At 58.2% G+C, this 20,413-nt stretch carries 14 protein-coding genes; 7 read left to right on the top strand and 7 right to left on the bottom strand.

The window, feature by feature from the left end; genetic code table 11:
• The 4 genes from murJ to AB4043_RS03995 all read left to right on the top strand — a co-directional run.
• A partial coding sequence (murJ, locus tag AB4043_RS04010) for a murein biosynthesis integral membrane protein MurJ (protein ID WP_442306539.1) occupies positions 1-1,367 on the top strand: 1,367 nt, incomplete at its 5' end.
• A gap of 13 nt (positions 1,368-1,380) precedes the next feature.
• Positions 1,381-1,869 carry a GNAT family N-acetyltransferase gene (locus tag AB4043_RS04005; protein ID WP_442302844.1) on the top strand — a complete coding sequence of 163 codons (489 nt, stop codon included), beginning with the start codon at positions 1,381-1,383 and terminating at the stop codon, positions 1,867-1,869.
• Positions 1,870-1,995: 126 nt separating this feature from the next.
• Entirely contained in the window at positions 1,996-3,384 is a 1,389-nt protein-coding gene (locus tag AB4043_RS04000) for an ATP-binding protein (RefSeq protein WP_442302845.1), read from the top strand.
• 508 nt (positions 3,385-3,892) lie between these two features.
• The gene (locus tag AB4043_RS03995; protein ID WP_442306538.1) at positions 3,893-4,966 is read left to right on the top strand and encodes a class I SAM-dependent methyltransferase; all 1,074 of its coding nucleotides are present in this window, start codon (positions 3,893-3,895) and stop codon (positions 4,964-4,966) included.
• Positions 4,967-5,036: 70 nt separating this feature from the next.
• On the opposite strand, the gene AB4043_RS03990 is transcribed toward AB4043_RS03995, so the two are convergent.
• The 5 genes from AB4043_RS03990 to AB4043_RS03970 form a co-directional block, all read right to left on the bottom strand.
• Positions 5,037-5,222: a hypothetical protein gene (locus AB4043_RS03990; RefSeq protein WP_442302847.1), complete on the bottom strand. Its 186-nt coding sequence runs from the start codon at positions 5,220-5,222 to the stop codon at positions 5,037-5,039.
• A 55-nt stretch (positions 5,223-5,277) separates the two neighbouring features.
• Complete coding sequence (locus tag AB4043_RS03985; RefSeq protein WP_442302848.1) at positions 5,278-6,261, bottom strand: SpoIIE family protein phosphatase; 984 nt, start codon at positions 6,259-6,261, stop codon at positions 5,278-5,280.
• Between the two features lie 622 nt (positions 6,262-6,883).
• A complete protein-coding gene (locus tag AB4043_RS03980) occupies positions 6,884-8,338 on the bottom strand; it encodes an efflux transporter outer membrane subunit (protein ID WP_442302849.1) in 1,455 nt (484 codons plus the stop codon).
• Positions 8,335-9,579: an efflux RND transporter periplasmic adaptor subunit gene (locus tag AB4043_RS03975; RefSeq protein WP_442302850.1), complete on the bottom strand. Its 1,245-nt coding sequence runs from the start codon at positions 9,577-9,579 to the stop codon at positions 8,335-8,337. Before AB4043_RS03975 ends, AB4043_RS03980 begins: the two co-directional genes overlap by 4 nt.
• Complete coding sequence (locus AB4043_RS03970) at positions 9,576-12,746, bottom strand: efflux RND transporter permease subunit (protein ID WP_442302851.1); 3,171 nt, start codon at positions 12,744-12,746, stop codon at positions 9,576-9,578. Before AB4043_RS03970 ends, AB4043_RS03975 begins: the two co-directional genes overlap by 4 nt.
• Positions 12,747-12,944: 198 nt before the next feature.
• Between AB4043_RS03970 and AB4043_RS03965 the strand changes: the two genes are divergently transcribed.
• Positions 12,945-13,841, top strand: coding sequence for a helix-turn-helix domain-containing protein (locus AB4043_RS03965; RefSeq protein ID WP_442302852.1), 897 nt, complete (start codon positions 12,945-12,947; stop codon positions 13,839-13,841).
• Between the two features lie 499 nt (positions 13,842-14,340).
• Here the strand turns inward: AB4043_RS03965 and AB4043_RS03960 are convergent, their stop codons facing one another.
• On the bottom strand, positions 14,341-15,201 hold the full coding sequence (locus tag AB4043_RS03960; protein ID WP_442302853.1) for an alpha/beta hydrolase: 861 nt from the start codon (positions 15,199-15,201) through the stop codon (positions 14,341-14,343).
• A 559-nt stretch (positions 15,202-15,760) separates the two neighbouring features.
• Here AB4043_RS03960 and AB4043_RS03955 point away from each other — a divergent pair.
• Complete coding sequence (locus AB4043_RS03955) at positions 15,761-19,195, top strand: SMP-30/gluconolactonase/LRE family protein (protein WP_442302854.1); 3,435 nt, start codon at positions 15,761-15,763, stop codon at positions 19,193-19,195.
• A 377-nt stretch (positions 19,196-19,572) separates the two neighbouring features.
• On the opposite strand, the gene AB4043_RS03950 is transcribed toward AB4043_RS03955, so the two are convergent.
• Entirely contained in the window at positions 19,573-19,830 is a 258-nt protein-coding gene (locus AB4043_RS03950; protein WP_442302855.1) for a fibronectin type III-like domain-contianing protein, read from the bottom strand.
• A 149-nt stretch (positions 19,831-19,979) separates the two neighbouring features.
• On the opposite strand from AB4043_RS03950, the gene AB4043_RS03945 reads away from it, so the two are divergent.
• Positions 19,980-20,413: hypothetical protein (locus tag AB4043_RS03945; RefSeq protein ID WP_442306537.1), on the top strand; the 434-nt coding region annotated here is incomplete at its 3' end.

Raw genomic sequence — 20,413 nt, 5'->3', positions numbered from 1 at the left:
TCCCGGTATACGCGCGCCTGAATGCGGAGGATCGGCACGAAGAGGCCTCCGAGCTGGCCGAGGCCATTTTTTCTCTTCTGCTGTTCGTTGGAACGATCTTCGTCGTTGCCGGAGTCCTGATTACGCCGTGGCTCATCGACCTGATTGCGCCCGGTTTTCATGGTGAGAAACGGCTGCTGACCATTCACCTGGTACAGATTCTCTTTCCCGGTGCAGCGCTGCTGGTGCTCTCTGCGTGGTGCCTTGGCATTCTGAACAGTCATCGCCGGTTCCTGTTGTCTTACGCTGCTCCGGTGATGTGGAACGTTGCCCTGATCGCAACGCTGCTCTGGGGAGGCGGTCATCACTCCGAGTCCCGTCTGTCCGTGCTGCTCGCGATTGGCTCGGTTGTCGGCAGCGCGTTGCAGTTCGTGGTGCAGCTGCCGACGGTGATCCGCTTGCTGATGCCGTTGCGTCTGCAGCTCAAGCTGGCGACGGTACACGTCCGCACCGTCGCGAAGAACTTCTTCCCGGTCTTTCTCAGCCGCGGCGTTGTCCAGATCAGCGCCTATATCGACTCCTGGCTGGCCAGCTTTCTCGGCACCGGAGCCGTGGCTGCACTGGGGTACGCGCAGACGCTTTACACGCTGCCGGTCAGCCTGTTCGGAATGGCAGTGTCGGCGGCGGAGCTGCCGGCTATGTCCAGTGCTTTAGGCACGCAGGCTGAGATTGCGGAGGCTCTTCGCAATCGCCTGAAGCAGGGGCTGCAACAGATTGCGTTCTTCGTCATACCGTCCGCGGTGGCGTTTGTTGTGCTGGGAGACGTTGTGGTATCGACCATCTACCGCACCGGCCATTTTCAGGGTGGCGATGTTCTCTTCGTTTGGGCAATTCTGGCAGGGTCCGCGGTAGGTTTGCTCGCCTCTACTTCCGGACGCCTTTATTCCTCTGCCTTTTATGCTCTTCGGAACACGCGCACGCCGCTCAGATTTGCGCTGGTTCGGGTGACGCTCACGCTGGCCCTTGGGTATCTTTGCGCGCTGAAATTGCCACCTCTGATTGGCATCGACCTGCGTTGGGGCAGCGCGGGCCTGACTCTTTCTGCCGGCATCGCCGGATGGCTGGAGTTCCTTTTACTGCGCCGGGCGCTGCACCGTCAGATCGGCGCCGTTCCCTCGTCCAGATCGCGGACCGCTAAGTTATGGCTGGTTGCGATTATGGCTGCGGTTGCCGGCTGGGGACTTAAGCGGGTTCTGCCTTTCCATGCGCCGTTGCTGGTTGGGCCGACTGTGCTGGGGACGTTCGGGGCGATTTACCTGGCGGTGACCCAGTGGATCGGTGTCGGCAATATGGGCGCGGTTAACCGGATCATCAAACGTCGCGGATAACTATAATCAGCAGATGCCGCCGCGGAGTCTGTTAAAAGGTCATTCGCTCATCGATGGTTCTCTGGGCCTTGAGCTCGATACGGTATCGCCTCATCCGGTTCACAAAGTGCCTACCTACTTCTTCCGCATGGTTGATCTCAATACGGGAGGCGAGGTTGGGAGAATCAATCTGAGGGCAGGCTTTGGAGAGCACGTCGAACGGTATGCCGGGCACGTTGGCTATTTTGTCGAGCCTGCATATCGCGGTCATGGCTATGCAGCGCGCTCCTTGCGTCTCTTAGTGCGTATCGCTCGTGGATTGGGAATTGATCCACTGTGGATCACCTGTGACCCGGACAATATTCCATCACGCCGCACCTGTGAGCGTGCAGGAGCGAAATTCATCGAGATCGTCGATGTTCCTGCCGATTGCGTTATTTATCAGGGTGGTCATCGCAGAAAGTGCCGCTACCGGCTGGACCTGAGGGAAACAGGCCAGCCCCGTCCTACTCGTACGGAATAGCAGAGGGGGCTCGTCTCGACTGTCTCGATCTCAGCGGCTAAAGCCGCCGTCTTTGGGGCGCTTGTACGGGACGGCTGAATCGAGAATGGATTTGCTCCGGTTTCTCTTCCCATGAAAGAGGTTCCTGTGTTTGACCGATCTGTGCTGGGTGGCGTCTCTGCCTTCGCGAACCTTCCTGATGACCAGCTTGAGTGGTTCCTGGGTCATACGGAAGAGGTTCATCTTCAGGCGGGAGAGCCGTTCGTGCGGCAAGGCGATCCTCCGGCCTGGCTGTTTGTGCTGCTGGAGGGACAGTTCCAGTGGCGAGGAGCGTTCGGCGGTGACACGGTTGTACTGCCTGCTCCTGCCGGCGATGTCGTTGGGGTATATCCCTTCTCACGCATGAAGGAGTTCACCGTCACCGGTTTGGCGCTGACCCAGGGAAGGCTGTTGCGATTTCCTGCTTCGTTGTATTCGGAGCTGATTCCGAAGATGCCGGAGTTTACGGCGCGGCTGGTTGCGATGATGTCCGACCGGATCAGGGAAGGCACACGCATCGAGCAGCAGAAAGACCGGCTGTTTTCTCTGGGAAGATTGTCGGCAGGTCTGGCGCATGAATTGAACAACCCGGCAGCTGCGGCTGCGCGTGCTGCAAGTCAATTAGAGGAGCATCTGGACCGGCTGAAGTTCGCTTCCTTTGAGCTTGGCCGGTGCGCGCTCTCTGAGGAGCAGCGGTTGGACCTGGTGCAGCTCGAGAAGCACCTCGTACCGGGGTTTGATCCTGATCCGCTGGCGCTGGGCGATCTGGAGGACCAGATTGCATCGGTGTTGCAATCGCTGGGAGAGCACGAGACCTGGCAATCCTCTTCCGCACTGGCAAGGTGCCAGGTCCAGCCGGAGGCGTTGCGGTCGATCCTGCTCAGGCTTGATCCCGTCGCCGTGCATGCGGCTGTGACGCGGCTGGCCGCGACGGCGGAGCTTGCTGTGCTCTCCCGCGCGATTGTGGCCAGCACCACGCGCATCTCGGAACTGGTGGGCGCCGTCAAGGAATACACCTACCTGGATCAGGCGCCCGTACAGGATGTCGATATCGTCCGCAGCCTGGAATCGACGTTGGCGATCTTCGATCACAAGGTGAGGGAAGGGATTACGGTTGTACGCGACTATCAGCCGCTTCCGCTGCTGGTGAACTCGTTCGGAAGCCAGCTCAACCAGGTATGGACGAACCTTATCGTCAACGCCATTGAGGCGATGGCCGGCAAAGGTGAGCTGCGCCTGCGGACATTAGTGCAAGGCGAGATGGTCATCGTCGAGATCGGTGACAACGGTCCAGGTATTCCGGCGGAGATTCGGTCGCACATCTTCGAACCGTTTTTCACGACCAAGGCTATTGGCGAAGGAACAGGACTCGGGCTTGATACGGCGCTACGAATTGCCCGGAATCACCAGGGTGAGATCCATGTTGAGTCCTGTCCTGGGGATACACGTTTTCAAGTGTGGCTTCCGTTGGTGGCCGAAGGAGAGGGGTTGTCTTAGGGGTTTTCCAGTTCAGCCTCCCCAAGCCAGGGGTGGTGTAGCTCTTGCCTTCGTTCGCGCATCGCGCGAATGTATTGCTTAAGGGGACGGCTTTCAGCCGTCCCATATGGAGTCTGAGAGCAACGCGGCTTCAGCCGCTGAGGGCAGGGTTAGGGAGCGTCGGCGAATTTGCCCTTTACTTTGGAACTATAGAGCGGGCCTTCAGCCCTTTAACATCTTGTGGGCACTGAAACCTGGGGCGTTGCCCCAGGCTGGTATGGAGCGCGCCTTTCCACCCCAACGAAACAAGTTCGTTGGGGACCCCGGCCTTCAGCGCTTTAACCACCCACCTTTAGGGAGATACGGACTCCCAAATATCTGGCGAAAAGAGCCCGAATTTCAAGAGTTCCTCAATTGCCCAAAAGCTTGATTTTCACCATGTAAGCGGCGCACAATTACGGCCTCGAAATACGGTCCCCGAAGTAAACCGCTACTGCTCCCGATCTCTCATCGCAAAAAGGAGATTGTTATGGCGACGACACAGGCTCCTGTCATCAATATGGATCAACTAAACGCCTTCTTGGGAAAATTCATCGACGATCTGGGTGCATCCGTGCATGCCGGCATGGTTGTGATCGGCGAAAAGCTCGGGCTATACAAGGCACTTGCCGGTGCACCCGCAACGTCGGCTGAGCTGGCAAAAAAGACGGGAACAGACGAGCGATACCTGCGCGAATGGCTGGCTTCACAGGCAGCAGGCGGATACATCACATACGACGCATCGACTCAGCAGTTCAGCCTCAGTCCGGAACAGGCGTTCACGCTCGCCATGGAGGATAGTCCGGCGTATCTGCCCGGCGCCTTCGAACTGGCACTAGGCTCGTTGGCTGCCGTGCCGCGAATCGCGGAATCTTTTCGCACCGGGGCCGGCATGGGCTGGCATGAGCATGCTGATGGCGTGTTTCATGGGTGCGAGAAGTTCTTCCGGCCAGGCTATGCCGCGAATCTCGTCAGCTCCTGGATTCCTGCACTTCAGGGCGTCCAGGCAAAGCTTGAACAAGGAGCCCGGGTCGCCGACGTTGGGTGTGGCATCGGATCATCAACCATCCTGATGGCCAAAGCCTTTCCGAAATCGGAGTTCTTTGGATTCGATTACCACGACAAATCCGTCGAAGCAGCGCGCGAAAAGGCGCAAAAGGAAGGTCTGTCCGATCGGGTTCACTTCGAGGTGGCCAAAGCCAAAGAGTTTCCTGGCAACAACTACGACTTTGTCGCCGTGTTCGATTGCCTCCACGATATGGGCGACCCCATCGGGGCAGCCAAACATGTGCGGCAGTCTCTGGCTCCAGGGGGTACCTGGATGATTGTCGAGCCTTTTGCCAACGACGAACTCAAAGACAATTTGAATCCAGTCGGCCGGGTCTATTATTCCTTTTCGACGCTCCTGTGCACGCCCTGCTCCCGATCACAGGAGGTCGGAATGTGCCTTGGCGCACAKGCCGGCGAGGCACGAATTCGCGACGTGGTGAGCAYCGCGGGGTTCACACATTTCCGGCGGGCCACGGAGACGCCGTTCAATATCGTCTACGAGGCAAGAACGTAGGTCTTTCGACGAGTTCGTTGGGAGGGGCACCCAGTGCACGGTCAAATAGCCCAGACGTCCATCGCAACTGCTATGAGAACGCAGCAGCGCGTACCCACGGTAACATCTCCCACCCGTCCTGCTGCCGCTGGAGTGCAACCCACATCCAGTTTCCGGAGAGAGAGCCGCACCAAATGCCTTCCTCTACAAGCGCCAGCGTGTGGTTTGCGTTGAAGAAGACCTCTGTGAACTGATCCGCATCTATGAGCGTTTTCATCGCGGAAAGCGCCCATAGCTGCGAAAGTCCTACACGATACCTAAGGAAAAATAGACTAGCGGCGCCGCACGACTAAAAGGGTTACATCATCAGCGGCTGGAGTTGCTCCGCGGAATTGTCCGAGATCGTGTAGCACGGCATCACACATGGCTTGTGCGCCGTGCGGGAACCGTTGTCTGAGGGTCTGGATCAAACGCTCATGCTGGTAGTCGTCTCCCGATGGACACGTGGCCTCGGTGATGCCATCGGAGTAAAAGACGAGACACTCTCCGACACGTGGAGCGTGCTGCGTCACGGTGTACTGAGCGCTGGGGGAGATACCCAGGGGGAGACCGTTTGAATCCAGACATTCGGTTCCATGATGAAGCAGAAGGAGGGGCGGACAGTGCCCGGCGTTGCATATCTCGATTCCGTCCGTGGTAGCTCGACCGCACACCAGGGTTGCATAGTGCGCCGGCCCAGTGCTTTCGCAGAAGAGGCGGTTCGCTCTTGTGACAAGCTCTGCAAGTGAGAGGTTCATCGACAATAAGCTGCGAAAGATGGCGCTGAGGTGCATCATCAGCAAGGACGCCGCGACTCCTTTGCCGGCCACATCGCCAACTGCGAAAAAGAGGCACTGGTTGCCACTGGCGGCGTCGCCCTGCAGGCTTACCTCGCAGTAGTCGCCTCCCACGGCCCCTACAGGCTCGTAGCGGTACTGTGCCTCCCATCGTTCCAGTGTGAGATTTCTCGGCGGCAAAAGCTGAAATTGGATCTGTGTTGCCAGATCAAGGTCTTTTTGATGCTGTGCCCGTTCTTTGTCGTCCAGGTGATCGAGACAGAATCGGCAAAGAGGGTCGAGCTCCAGCCGATCTTTTTCAATAGAGTCATTACATGTCTCACACAAGCCGTAACGTCCGACCTCAATCTTCGCGAGAGCAGTATCTACTTCCGCAAGAAGCTCTCGAAGATAGTCGTCAGGTACCGATCCTGAAGCGGCCTGGAGTCGAGCGCGACGCTCGACAAGCTGAGGCCGGATTATGTATGGCGCCGTTGCCATAGCGTATTTCTACCTCGTAGCGAGCAATAAAGTATTTCTTCAGCAACAGGGAAAATGCTCTTGCCGGCAATCGCATCAAACCACGTTTTTGATGCTGCCAATAAGGGCAAGTACCAGAATTATTTCTGGTTCCAGCTTGTGAGTTTACGTCGGCAAGACGGTCAGGTGAAAGGGGGCTGCGAGGTGTTTTAGACAGATCAGGACTTCCGCGAGGGCGGTCTATGAGCGTTTTCCGCAATGAAAACGCCGCTGCGCTCCTCTATCGGGATACCCAGCAACAGGAGAAATGCTCTAAGGGTATTCCGAACCCACCCTAGCGTTGCGAGGGTGGGGCACCCAGGTAGGATAAGCGCTGAAGGCGCGCTCTATACCAGCCTGGGGCAGCGCCCCAGGTTAGGTGCCAAGAAAGCGTTAAAGGGCTGAAGGCCCGCTCTATAGTTCTACAGTGAGGGAAGGCGCCCTAATCTTGACCTCAGCGGCTAAAGCCGCGCCTCTTTTGGGAGCTGGTACGGCATGGCTGAAGCCATGCCCTTAAGCAAGGCATTCGCGCGTAGCGCGAACGGCTTCGCTCGAATCTCCCACCCATCGCTATCGCGATGGATGGGGCACCCAAGTGTATTGCCTAATCCTTCGGCAGTTGCACTGAGTTCCAGCCGCCGCCGATGGCGATCTGCAATCCGACGCTCGCTACGATTCTGTCCGCGACCAGTCCGGCGGCGACACGCTCGTTGGAAAGTTGGATCGTCTGGTTGGTCAGCACCTCGAGGTAAGGTGCGAGGCCGCGCTTGTAACGAAGGATGGAGAGCTCAGTCGAACGCTCGGCGCTGGCGACGGCGCGCTGCTGCACCTGGGCTTCGTCTGCAAGGATGCGCAGAGACGAGAGCTGATCTTCCACATCGCGGAAGGCCGAGAGGACCTGCTGCTGGTAGAGAGCCGCTGCCTGTTCCCGCTGCGCCACTGCAGCCTGTACATTTGCCTTCCTGCGGCCCGCATCGAAAAGAATCTCGCTTGCCGAAGGGCCTGCGTTCCACAGCGTTGAGCCTGTATTCATCAGCGTGGTGATGTCGCTGCTTTCAACGCCGCCGTTCGCGCCCAGGGTGATGTTTGGGTAGTACGCCGCTTTCTGAACGCCGATCAGTGCGTTCGCTGCCGCGACACGGCGCTCGGCTGTGGCGATGTCCGGACGGCGCTGCAACAGCTCTGAGGGGATACCGACAGGAACCGCGGGCGGATCACCGGCTAACGGTTTTTCTGCAAGCTTGTAGGCCTGTGCCGGAACGGCGATCAGAACGGCGATCGCATGCTCCAGCTTTGCGCGCTGCACGCCGAGATCGATCAACTGTGCGCGTGTCTGTTCCAGTTGTGTCTTCGCCTGTTCGACATCGCTCTCTGATGCCAGACCGCCCTTGCGTCGGTTCTCTGTCAGACCCAGCGTCTCTGTGTATGCATCCACGGTCGATTGCAGCAGCTTGGTCTGCAGATCGATCCCGCGAATCTGGAAGTAGGTTGCTGCAAGCGTTCCCTGCAGGCTGAGGCGCGTGTTCGCGAGGTCCGCTGCCGAGGCCTGAGCCGTGGCGGAGGCAGACTCAATCTGGCGGTGGACACGGCCCCAGATATCAGGCTCCCAGCTTATAGAGAGAGGGATCAGGAAGTCCCAGTAGTAGTTCGGAGCTGTTACCGGACGCAGCGGCCTGTACGACGAGATCCGGTTGCGCGTAGCCGAGGCTCCGATGGACACAGAAGGGAAGAGCGCCGAGTGAACGCTCTGCACCAGCGCGTGCGACTGTTCATATGCCTGTGAGGCAGCGGCGATGCTCAGGTTGGCATTCGCGCACTGTTCCTCCAACTGGTCCAGAGTGGAGTCGCCATAGACCGTCCACCACTGGCCGCGGCTCTTATCGTCGGCTGGGGTGGCGGCGCTCCAGTTACCCTTGGGCGCGCCATTAGCTCCGTTCTCCGAGTAAGCAGGAGGAGCCTGCACCGCCGGCGCCTTGTAGGCAGGGCCGACCTTGCAGCCGCCCATACCCAGGGCAGCGCCAAGCATTCCTGCGGCAGCGAGACTTGCCCTGCGCTTCACTTGGCGCCTCCCGCGTTGTTCTGCTTCGGCACGACAACGCGAACGACATCGCCTTCAGCGAGTGAGTCTGTAGGATTAGAGACAACCTTCTGGTCTTCTCGCAGGCCGCTCAGCACTTCTACGTTGGCTCCGAAGTCACGGCCGGTGGTGACTTGCACCATGTGGACCTTATTCTGCGCATCGACGGTGGCTACCTGTTGTCCGTCCGCGTTAAGAATGAGCGCGGTTACAGGAATGAGCAGCACCGGAATCTCGCCACTCGACTTCAGATGAACTTCGGTGTAGCTCCCCGGCAGCAACTCACCGGTTTTGTTGTCGACATCTACTTCCACGAGTAAGGTCCGCGTGCCAGGATCAACGGCACTTGCCGTGCGCACAAGCTTACCGGTGAAGGTCTTTCCGGGATACTGAGGCAGTGTCAGCGAGGCTGTCATGCCAACAGCAGCATCGGGCGTGTACATCTGGGGAATGTTCACGAAGACGCGCAGCTTGCGAATATCTGACAGGTCAAAGGCCTGCCGGCTGACAACGTTAGTTCCTGCGCCGGCGGTCACGGTGCTTCCCGTGGCCGTGATCAGTTGTCCCACATCCAGGTTGCGAGCCGTGATGACTCCGTCAAAGGGAGCGATGATGCGCTCAAAACCGACGAGTTCCTGCAGTCTGCGAACATTCGCTTCGGCCGATTGCACAGCGGCGTTTCGTTGCTGCGTCACGCTGACTGCACTGTCGGTATCCTGCTGCGAGACGGCGTTGCTGGAGACCAGGTCCTGATATCTATCCGAGGTGACCTTCGCGATACTGGCATTCGTCTTCGCGCTTTCCAGATCGGCCTTCGCCTGTGCAAGCTGCTGGTCGAGCTCCGGAGTCTCGATGACTGCAAGCAGCTCGCCCTGCTTTACATGGGAACCGATGTCATGCGTCCACGAACGAACGTAGCCGCTGGTTCTGGCGTAGATAGGCGCCAGCGTAAACGCCTGCATATTACCTGGAAGAACGATCTCTTTGCCCGCACCTTGCCGCTTTGGAGCGACCAGGTCTACGGTGGGCGCGGCGTTGTCTGCGGTGTATCTCTCCAGCTCTTTGTTGTCTTTGCCGCGCGTGAGCACACCCGCCACGGCGCCAATCACCAACAGCAGCAGGACGAGGATCAGACCGAGGACGACGTTGCGGGAGCTCCCTCGCTGGGGAATCTGCTCCGGATGCTGCCCGCCACCGATTTCATTGTGCTTTGATTCGCTCATATCTCACTCTCGTCCAGCGTTGCTTCCACCACTGGCTTGTCGTTGCGATGCATGAAGGAGAAGAACATTGGAACGAAGGTCAACGTTCCGAAGGTCGCCAGCAGCAGGCCACCGATGACGGCGCGGCCAAGAGGTGCGTTCTGCTCGCCACCGTCTCCAAGGCCAAGAGCCATCGGCACCATACCGATCATCATGGCGAGGGCCGTCATCAGGACCGGCCGGAAGCGTGTGAAGCCTGCCTGCAGCGCGGCGTCGTGCGCGTTCTCTCCCGCAATCATCTGATCCTTGGCGAAGCTGATCATCAGAATCGAGTTGGCCGTCGCGACGCCCATGCACATGATCGATCCGGTCAGGGCAGGAACGCTGAGATGGGTGTGCGTCAGGAAGAGGAACCACACGATACCGCAAAGCGCGCCGGGCAATGCGGAGATGATGATGAACGGATCGAGCCAGCTTTGGAAGTTGACGACAATCAGCGCATACACAAGGACAACCGAGAAGAGCAGGCCGAAGATGAGTCCTTCGAACGAGTCCTTCATCGTTTGAACCTGTCCGCGGATAAAGATCTGGGAGCCGCGCGGGAGCTCTTTCTGGTGTTCCGCTACGATCTGGTTGATGCGCTTAGCGACGCTCGCCAGGTCAGTGCCTTCCACCGCGCCATCAATGTCGATGACAGGACGGGCGTTGTAATGGCTTACGGTGCCTTGTTCGCTCCCGCGTTCGATAGAAGCAAGATTGCCCAGAATCTGCGGGTCGCGGCCGCTTCCATTCAACGCGATGGGGAAGTTCTGCAGATCCGAGAGGTTTTGCACCTTCGATTCCGGTGTCTGCACCGCGATGTTATAGCTGACGTGATTCTGAGGATTCAGATAGAACGTCGGCGAGGTCTGGAAGCTTCCGCTCAGGCCGACCAGTACATTCTGCACCACGTCGCGTTCGCTGTATCCAACCTGCTGCGCGCGGGTGCGATCGACGTTCACCTTCCAGGTAGGAAGATTGAACGGCTGCTGGATGCGAAGATCGGTGGTTCCGGGGACGTGACGGATCTCCCGCATCAACGTCTCCGCGAACTGGCGGTTCTGAGCGACCTGCTGCCCAACGACCTGAATATCGAGCTGCGCAGGCAGGCCGAAGTTGAGAATCTGGCTGACCATGTCGGTCGGCAGATAGTAGAACTCGACAGCGGGGAACTGCTGCAGCAGCTTCTCGCGCAGTTTCCTGGTGTAATCGCCGGTGGGATGATGATCTTCCGAGAGTGAGACCAGGATGTCCGCATCAGCTGTGCCGACCGGGGCAGAGTTGGAGTAGCTGAGATTCAGTCCTGAGTAGGGAAGCCCGATGTTATCGATGACCGAGGTTAGTTCAGCCGACGGAATCTCCCGGCGGATCAAGTCTTCCACGTGGTCGCAGAGCGCCGCGGTGTCTTCAATTCGGGTGCCGGTATGGCCCCGGAGGTGCAGCTTGAACTGGCCGCCGTCGACATTGGGGAAGAAGTCCTGTCCCAGGAAGGGATAAAGCAGTGCGATCGATATCGCCCAGAACGCGACCATACCCAGCATGACAGGGACGCGATGATCAACACACAGATGCAACAGCTTCATGTAGCCGCTGCGCAGGTGTTCGAATCCTCTCTCGAATGCCTCAGACAACCGTGTGAAGATCGATCTCTTTTTGTGTGCGCTCTCTTCGTGCGGCTTCAGCAGGTACTTTGCCATCGTGGGAACGATGGTTCGCGAGAGGAAGTAGGAGGCCAGCATGGCGAAGACCACCGCCTCGGCCATGGGAACGAAGAGGTATCTCGCGACTCCGCTGAGGAAGAACATCGGCACGAAGACGATGCAGATGCAGAGCGTGGAGACAAACGCCGGAACTGCAATCTGGGCGGCGCCGTCGAGAATCGCCTGTTCGACTTCCTTGCCTTCTTCGATATTGCGATTGATGTTCTCGATCTCGACGGTCGCGTCGTCTACCAGGATTCCGACGGCAAGGGCGAGTCCGCCCAGCGTCATGATGTTGATGGTTTCACCCAGGGCGGCGAGCATCAGCAGGGAACAGATGATAGAGAGCGGAATCGAAACCGCGATGATGATCGTCGAGCGCCAGCTCCCCAGGAAGACGAGGATCATGATGGCGGTAAGCGCCGCGGCGATGATCGCCTCGCGAACCACCCCATTGATGGCCCCACGGACAAATACCGACTGATCGGCGATCGGCTTGACTTTGAGTTGCGGCGGCAACTGTGCCAGGACAGCCGGCAAGGCGGCACGGATGTTGGAGATGATATCCAGCGTGGAGCTCTTACCGATCTTCTGGATGGTCATGAGCGTTGCGCGCTGGCCATCGACACGCACGATATTGGTCTGCGGCGGGAACCCGTCGCGTACGTTGCCGATATCGCGGATGTAGATGGTGGCCCCGTTAGCCGTCTTGATGGGAAGATTGTTCAGCCCCTCGATCGTTGAGGGAGCGCTGTTGGTCTCCACCTGGTAATCCAGGTGGCCCATCTTCACATCGCCGGCCGGCAGGATAATGCTTTGCTGGGCGATGGTGTTTACCACATCCGCCGCCGATACCCCGAACGACTGCATCTTCTGCGTATCGAGATCGACCTGAACCTGGCGCTGCTTTCCGCCGTAGGGGAACGGCATCTGCGCTCCCTGCACGGTAGCGAGCTGCGTACGGATGAAGTTCAGGCCGAAGTCGTTCAGTTGCTGTTCGGTCAGCCCTTGTCCCGACAGGCCAAGCTGCAGGACAGGAACACTCGATGCGCTGTACTGAATGACAAGCGGAGGAGTCGTGCCCTGCGGGAACAGGCGAAGCGCTGTCTGGGAGACTGCCGTCACCTGCGCCACCGCCTGAGCAATGTTCACATTCGAGTGAAAGAAGATCTTTACGACCGAGACGCCATTCAGCGTCTGCGATTCGGTGTGATCGATGTCGTTCACCGTGGTGGTCAGATTTCGCTCGAACGTCACCACGATGCGATCGCTTAACTGCTCGGGCGAGAGGCCGGAGTAGTTCCAGATGACAGAGACCACCGGGATATCGATATTCGGAAAGATATCGACCGGCGTCCGCATCATCATGACCGGGCCAAGAATAAACAGCAGCAGCGACAGCACCACGAAGGTGTAGGGTCGTCGGAGCGCAAGGCGAACAATCCACATGGGGGTCCCTCAAGTGCAAAGTTTATGGGGCGCGTCTGGCGAGAGTCTCACAGAATCATGCGACTTTATGCCCGGGCTGCAGTCTCAATGGGAAGACGCATCCGCGAGCCTTCTGGTTTGGAGCTAATTTCTTTGAATCAAAAGCAGATATCAGATCATCTAACGTAGATCGCTTTTGGAAGGAACGGCCTGTTGCCCATGCCCCAGACGATAACAGCCTCTCATGAATCACTGACGTCCGTCATCTCTCCGGGACCCTCGAGGGTCCTGTTCACCAGCCGGGAAATCGATTTTCCTGAGCCGGTGTTGATGGAGCGGTATGTCTGTGAGCCGGGAGAGCGGGTCGAGGCTCAACTGGATGCCCATATCGTCTCCATGCATCTGGCGCGTTCTACGGTGTTCGAGCAACGCACACCATTGGGCCGGTTCAGAAGCATCGTCAAGTCAGAGGGCGCGATCACGCTGTTTCCGGCGGGCCGGATTACGGAGGTAAAGGTGAAAGGGCCGGCGGAGTTTGCCTACTGTGCCTTCACGCCGGAGTACATGCAGCAGGTCATGGAAGAAGAGTTCAGCGGACGTGCGGTCCCGCTGCACATTCGCACCAATCTCCACGACAGACGGCTGCGCCAGCTCTTCGAAAGGCTCATCGCACTCCTGCAGAGTGGCGCTCCGAGCAGCCGGCTTTATGTAGATTCGCTCACACACGAGCTTGCGATCCGCTCCCTCGAACTGCATGCGGAGAGAGCCTCAGCGTATCGGGAGAAGATCTCTGCGTTGCCGCCGTACATCTTCCGCCGGGTCGCGGAGATGCTTCGCGCCAACCTACATGAGCGGATCCGGCTGGGCGATCTTGCTCAGCTGTGTGGTTACAGCAGAGCCCATTTCCTCCGCATGTTCCAGGTCACTACCGGTGTTACGCCATATGAGTACCACATGCAGATGCGCATCCAGCATGCGATGACGCTGTTGACATCATCGGGAAGCCCGCTCATCGATATCGCCGCGGCATGCGGTTTCTCCAGCCAGTCGCATCTCGCAAGTGTCTTCCGGAAACGTATTGGCACAACTCCGTCAGAGTTCCGGCGTCAGTTGTGATGATGTTTCGCCGCCGTCCCAAGTCACTCAGCGAACACGTTCGTTGAAGTCCCCGAGCGTGGGCAACCGGCAACGTAAGCGCTGAAGGCGCGCCCTATACCAGCCTGGGCAACGCCCCAGGTTAGGTGCCCACAAGGTATTAAAGGGCTGAAGGCCCGCTCTATAGTTCCCAAGTTAGTAGAAGCCGAAGAATTCCATCTTGGAAAGGAAAGACCGTCCGATATCCCCTACGAACGTGTTGGAAGGAACATCCGAGCGCAGCTCCAGTTCGCGCATTAGCGCGAATGCCTCGCTTAAGGGGACGGCTTCAGCCGTCCCATATAGACGCCTGAAAGCAACGCGGCTTTAGCCGCTGAGGTCAAGATTGGTGGGGAATATCGACGAATGAACTATAGAGCGGGCCTTCAGCCCTTTGTCGTTCAATGGCCAAGAGACCTGGGGCGTTGCCCCAGGCTGGTATAGAACGCGCTTTCAGCGCTTATAGCGCAAACTCCACCCATCATCGATAGACAAACCCCAGCGAGTATAGAAACTCCACCATCAGCGCATTTGTCTCGGAGAGATACGGCTCCTTCTTATAGAACGAGTGCACCTGTCCGGGATAGATATGCAGCTCGCACCGCGCGCCTGCGGCTTTCAACTGTGAGGCATATTTGCGCAGGACATCCGCATGGATCACCGGATCATCGCTGCCGCTCATGATCAACATCGGCGGAGCGTCTTTGTTCACATAACTCATCGGTGAAAGCTTTTCGTCGTGATGAAACAGATTGCTTGCATAGTGAACATCGAGCGCCGGGTTCAGCAGCACCAAAGCATCCGGCCTCGCGGAGACGCGCAGATCGTCCTGCGAATCGTCCCACCCCGCTCCGACGGCAGCATACGCAGCGTTGTATCCACCGGCAGAGCTTCCACCTGCTGCAATCTTCTTCGGATCAAGATGGAGTTCCGCTGCATGCGCGCGAATCCATCGCATCGCGCTCTTCGTATCTTCAACGCAGATGCGCGGTTCCTCGTGCGACGTAGGAGCAAGCAAACGGTACTGCAGCAGAATCGCAACCGCGCCATGTGCGGCGACCGCCTTCGCCTGATCGTTGTGCACACCGGGAGCGCCGTTTACCCAGCCACCGCCGTGAATCAGCAATACGGCCGGTCGCTCCGCGGCATAGTCCCGCGCGCCAACGTCCTTCGGCTCAAGAATCCATAGCCCAAGCTCGCGTCCATCCACCTTCTTATAGATGACACGGCGGCCAACCGGCGGGTCCCACGTCTGCGCCGCCGCGGAGATGGTCAATGCCGCAATCAAAACTGCACACCAGCGAAACAGGTTCTTCCTCATGCAAAGAAAAGGAGGCCACATGAGTGGCCTCCTCTGCAACCACTATGTTCTTAGAGTCATATCTGCATTTCCCTGGGTATCCCGGAAGAGCCCCCGCGCCTCTGTGGGATATCCATACGGCACGGCTAAAGCCATGCCCTTAACAGGACAAAGCGCCTCTGGCGCTTCGGGTCAAAACAAGAACGCATCTCCCCCAGCGCCTTCAGCGCTTAGAGCGTGGCACCTTTTATTTGTCCTTTCGGGATGACAAACGAAAAGAGATCGCGGCGAAAGACAATCGAGAGTTTTACTGTGTGAAACAAACTCACGTCCTGGTCGAGGCACCTATTGGCCATCTCCAGAAACAGCGCTCCATTCGGGAAGATCCGCATTCCTGTTGGGAATTCCTTCGCTCAAAGAATCGCGTTCTACCCACAGAGCAAACGTGAAAAATGAAACGTATTCCACCAGAGAAGTTAGGTGAGGCATCCGTATTGACTCGCCTTTGCACCGCAAGTTAGAAGGCTCGTGGAATTTACAACGCCACCGTGCTACAGCCTTCTCGCTCATTCTTAGAAGCAGAAGGCTTAGGAGATCCCCTATGCCTGCAAAACGAGGTTGGTCAGCATTCTTTGCGATCACCTGTCTTTTCCTGCTGCTGATAAGCGCGACGATCAGCCATGCCCAAGCGACTTACACAACGACGTGGGTAGGTAACACGTATTCGACTACCCCCACGTATGTGGGCAATGCCATGCGGTCCATGTGGGTGGCGCCTGAGGGAGTTATCTATACCGCTTCCATGTGGGACGAGAGCCAGGGAAGCATCAATATCTACCAGAACGGCCAGAAAACAGGAACTATCGGCGCGCATGGCGAGACCATGGGCGGGGCGATCAGTGGCGATAGCACCAATCTCTTCGCCGCACTGCAATTCAATACAGCCCTCGGGGGCAGCGGCTATATTGGCCGTTACAACCGCAGCACCCACACGCGGGATCTGACCTGGTCGGCGAGTACAAATAAGACCGAGAAACGCGCGGACGTTATCACCGGCATCGCCGATACTGGAACGCTGGTGTATGTCAGCGACCATCCTGACAACCTGGTGCGGTGCTACACAACCGCCGGCGTGTGGCAATCGGATTGGACCCTCACAGATCCCGGCGCGATCGCGATCGATGGATCGGGGAACGTATGGGTGGCCCAGATGCAGGAGGGAACGATCCAGGAGTTCTCCTCGTCGGGAACCGTGCTCAACACCATCAACATGGGCTCCAGCTCCCGGCCTTCGGCGTTGTACTTTGACAGCGCCAATAACCAGTTGATGGTCGGCGATCAGGGGCCGAACATGAACATCCAGATCTACGGAAATCTGTCGAGCACTCCGACTCTTGTGGGCTCCTTCGGTGTGCAGGGCGGATATCTCGACACGACTGCGGGAGTCAAGGGGCAGACCGGTAGCCAGCGCTTCACGCGCATCGTCGGTATCGGGAAAGACAGCACCGGAAACCTGTACGTCCTCAACAATCCGTGGGGAGGAACCTGGGACCTGGGACGCAATGGAAAGACCGATCTTCACGCTTACAACAGCTCCGGCGTACTGCAGTACACGCTGCAGGGACTGAACTTCGAAGGCAACGCCGCTTTCGACCCGGGTACCGATGGCGCTTACTTATACGGTGGTCAGGACGTATTCTCGGGTACGGGCGGTGGAGGATACGTTGGCAACAGCGTCGATGCACTCGACTATCCAACAGATCCGCGCGTGGACGTGACCAACAACAGCCGCGGATTTGATTTCGGTCTCATGACCAGCGTCAACGGTCATCGCATCCTCGCAGCCACCGGCCAGAATCCTGACCTCTTCATCTTTTCTTATTTCCCCACCGGCCAGTACGCATCGGTCCCTTTCGGCACGCTGCCGGGCCAGACCAGTCCAGCGGGTTATACCAACTACTTCAATACTCTGGCTCGTGTCCGGAACGGCTTTTGTCTCGACACGAATGGCGATATCTGGGTGGGCCTGGATAAGACCAACGCGATCACCCATTACCCGTTGACGGGCTTTGATGCCAATGGCAAGCCGATCTACGGAACGCCAACAACCACGCCGACTCCGTCGACCATTGCGCCACTGGCAGGCATCGAGTACATCCCCTCCACCGACACGATGGTCCTGATGAACGGGAACGGCACCGATTGGACCTCGCTGGGCGGCCGGGTTGAGGTGTACCACGGCTGGATGGCGGGCCACACCACCACTCCCGACAAGGTCATCAACCTGAAGACCACGCAGAACCCCAAGGGACGCGCGGCGGCGGGCAACTATCTGTTCATCTCGTATGTCCACACCGTGCCCGATATCGACGTCTACAACCTGACGACCGGCGCCAATGACCTGACGATGACCACTGCCAACTCCAATGTGGCGGTGGGCAACGATGTTGATTCGATGTACGGCATTCGGGCTTATCAGGCGAGCAATGGCGACTACCTGGTCAGCAAGGACAATTACAACAACAACTCGATCATCATTCACAGAATGACAGTCGGCACTCCGACGCCTGACTTCAGCATCTCGGATACACCGAGTTCGCAGACGGTAACGCAGGGCAACAGCACCACCTACACAACGACGGTCAGCGCACTGAATGGCTTCACTGACACGGTGAATCTGAGTGTAAGTGGACTGCCAACCGGAGCTACCGCCAGCTTCAGTCCAACGTCCGTCTCCGGCTCGGGAAGCTCAACGCTGTCGGTGACGACTGCGACGACAACCCCAGCAGGCACATACACACTTACGATCACGGGCACCAACGGCACTCTGACGCACACAGGTACAGTGACGTTGATTGTGCAGGGACCGTCTAACTTCAGCATCTCGGCGACTCCAAGCTCGCAGACAGTGACGCAGGGTAATAGCACCACTTACACAACGTCGATCAGCGCTGTGAACGGCTTCACCGGCACGACGAGTCTGAGCGTGAGCGGCCTGCCTACCGGAGCTACCGCCAGCTTCAGCCCAACGTCAGTCGCGGGTTCAGGTAGCTCGACGCTGACGGTCTCGACCGCAACGACAACTCCAGTGGGCACATACACACTGACGATCACGGGCACCAGCGGCAGCTTGACGCACTCGGCGACCGTGACGCTGGTGGTGCAGGGACCGGCGGACTTCAGCATCTCGGCCACACCGAGTTCGCAGACGGTGACGCAGGGCAACGGCACCACCTACACAACAACGATCGGCGCGCTGAACGGCTTTACCGATACGGTAAGCCTGAGCGTGAGCGGACTGCCTACCGGAGCCACAGGTGGCTTCAGCCCAACGTCGGTTGCCGGCTCGGGAAGCTCGACCCTAACGGTCTCGACTGCAACGACAACACCAGCGGGCACCTACACCCTGACGATCACGGGCGCCGACGGTAGCTTGTCGCACTCGGCGACGGTAACGCTGGTGGTCAATACGGCCACAGGTGGTCTGCCGACGGGTTGGACGGACCAGGACATCGGAGGCGTCAGCATTGCTGGTAGCGCCAGCTACAGCAGTGGCACGTATACGGTGAACGGTTCCGGCAGCAGCATTAGCGGCACCGCCGATCAGTTCAACTATGCGTACCAGACAGCGGGAACCAGCTACACCATCACAGCCCGGGTAGTCAGCATGACCAACACCAACAGCGGAGCCCAGGCAGGCGTGATGATCCGCGAGACACTCGCTACGGGCTCGACGATGGCGAACATCAACGTCACCCCGGGGAACGGCGTCACCTGGGTCACACGCACAACGACCGGCAGCGCTACGAGCGGCAGCAGAACCGCCGGCCTCGCGGCTCCCTACTGGGTTCGTGTCGTGCGCAACGGCAGCACCTTCACCGGCTACTACTCCTCGGACGGTGTGACCTGGACCCAGCAGGGCACGGTCACCATCTCAATGGCGAGTAGCGCGTACATCGGACTGGTCGTCAGTAGCCGGAACAACGCCCAGCTGTGCACCGCAACCTTCGATAACGTGTCTATCACCACACCTTAGCCCGGAGAAGGGCAGGCGGAACCACCGAGATCTCGCTCGTCTGGGCGAGATCTCGGCGTTTAACGGTTTGGCTCTGCGTTGCGAGCGTTTACCCAGCGAATAAGCGCTGAAGGCGCGCTCTATACCAGCCTGGGGCAACGCCCCAGGTATCCGGCACATTTGTAGTTCAAGGGCTGAAGGCCCGCTCCATAATTCTGAAGGCAAATTTGTCGATACATCTCGTCTTGACCTCAGCGGCTAAAGCCGTACTCCTTTTGCACCTTGTACGACACGGCTGAAGCCGTGTCCTTAAGCAAGGCATTCGCGCTATGCGCGAAAGAGGCTTCGCTCGAATCTCCCACCCATTGCATGGGCTCTGTCGAATTCGTCAATACACACTAAGGCAAAGTAACGAAATGCGCCGCCTGATCGGCAAGGGAACTGCCGCCGATAAAAACCGTGTACTCCGCCGGTTCGATCACCCGCTGACTCTTCGCGTTATAGAAGGAGAGCTCCTCAAAACCGAGTGGGAACTCGATCTTCCTTGACTCGCCCGGCTTGAGCGTCACGTGTGCGAACCCTTGCAGGCTGTGTACCGGTCGTTCAATGCCCGCGACACGGATGTTGGTATAACGCTCGACGCCTTGAATGGTCACTAAAATTTCTGGCTCATCGAAGGAAGGTGCGGGATATGATATCTGCTATCCCCGAGACCTTCCGATCTTTTGTGGCCAGTCATTCCTCAGTGCCTCCYGGGCTCATGTGCAGATCGGCTGCCGATTTGGGATGCAAGGAGTTCGCGAAGATGGACACGCTCATCCTGCTTGAAGACGACAGCGAGCACACAAAAAACGTCAAGGAAGGGGATATTCAGAACCCTGACGGCATTACGAGCTTGCAGCCAATCACGAGTAAATTGCAGATGTACGATGCCAATGCTGCCAAGGCTGCATTGGGAGACGCGGCGGCATCTCTGGGCGGGGCGTATTGCAACCATATTGCCGCCAAGATCGTGGAATTTGCCGATAAGGTGATGCAGAAGGATCGCTCCGGGCCGAACCGAAAGGACTTTTCGGACTTTCAGATCGTTATCGAATTCCATCAGACCAATCGCAGGCTGGCTCGGGAAATTACCAGAGCGTTTCTGAAGCTGAGGGATGACAAGTCATTCAAGAAGCTATCGGACAAGAATAAGATTGCGGTTCGAGTGCACCGGGTTTTTCTCGTGTCGTGTGAGAG

Source organism: Terriglobus sp. YAF25 (assembly GCF_052113305.1).
In the GTDB taxonomy this organism is placed as follows: domain Bacteria; phylum Acidobacteriota; class Terriglobia; order Terriglobales; family Acidobacteriaceae; genus Terriglobus.
This window is presented reverse-complemented; position numbering and strand designations above follow the sequence as displayed.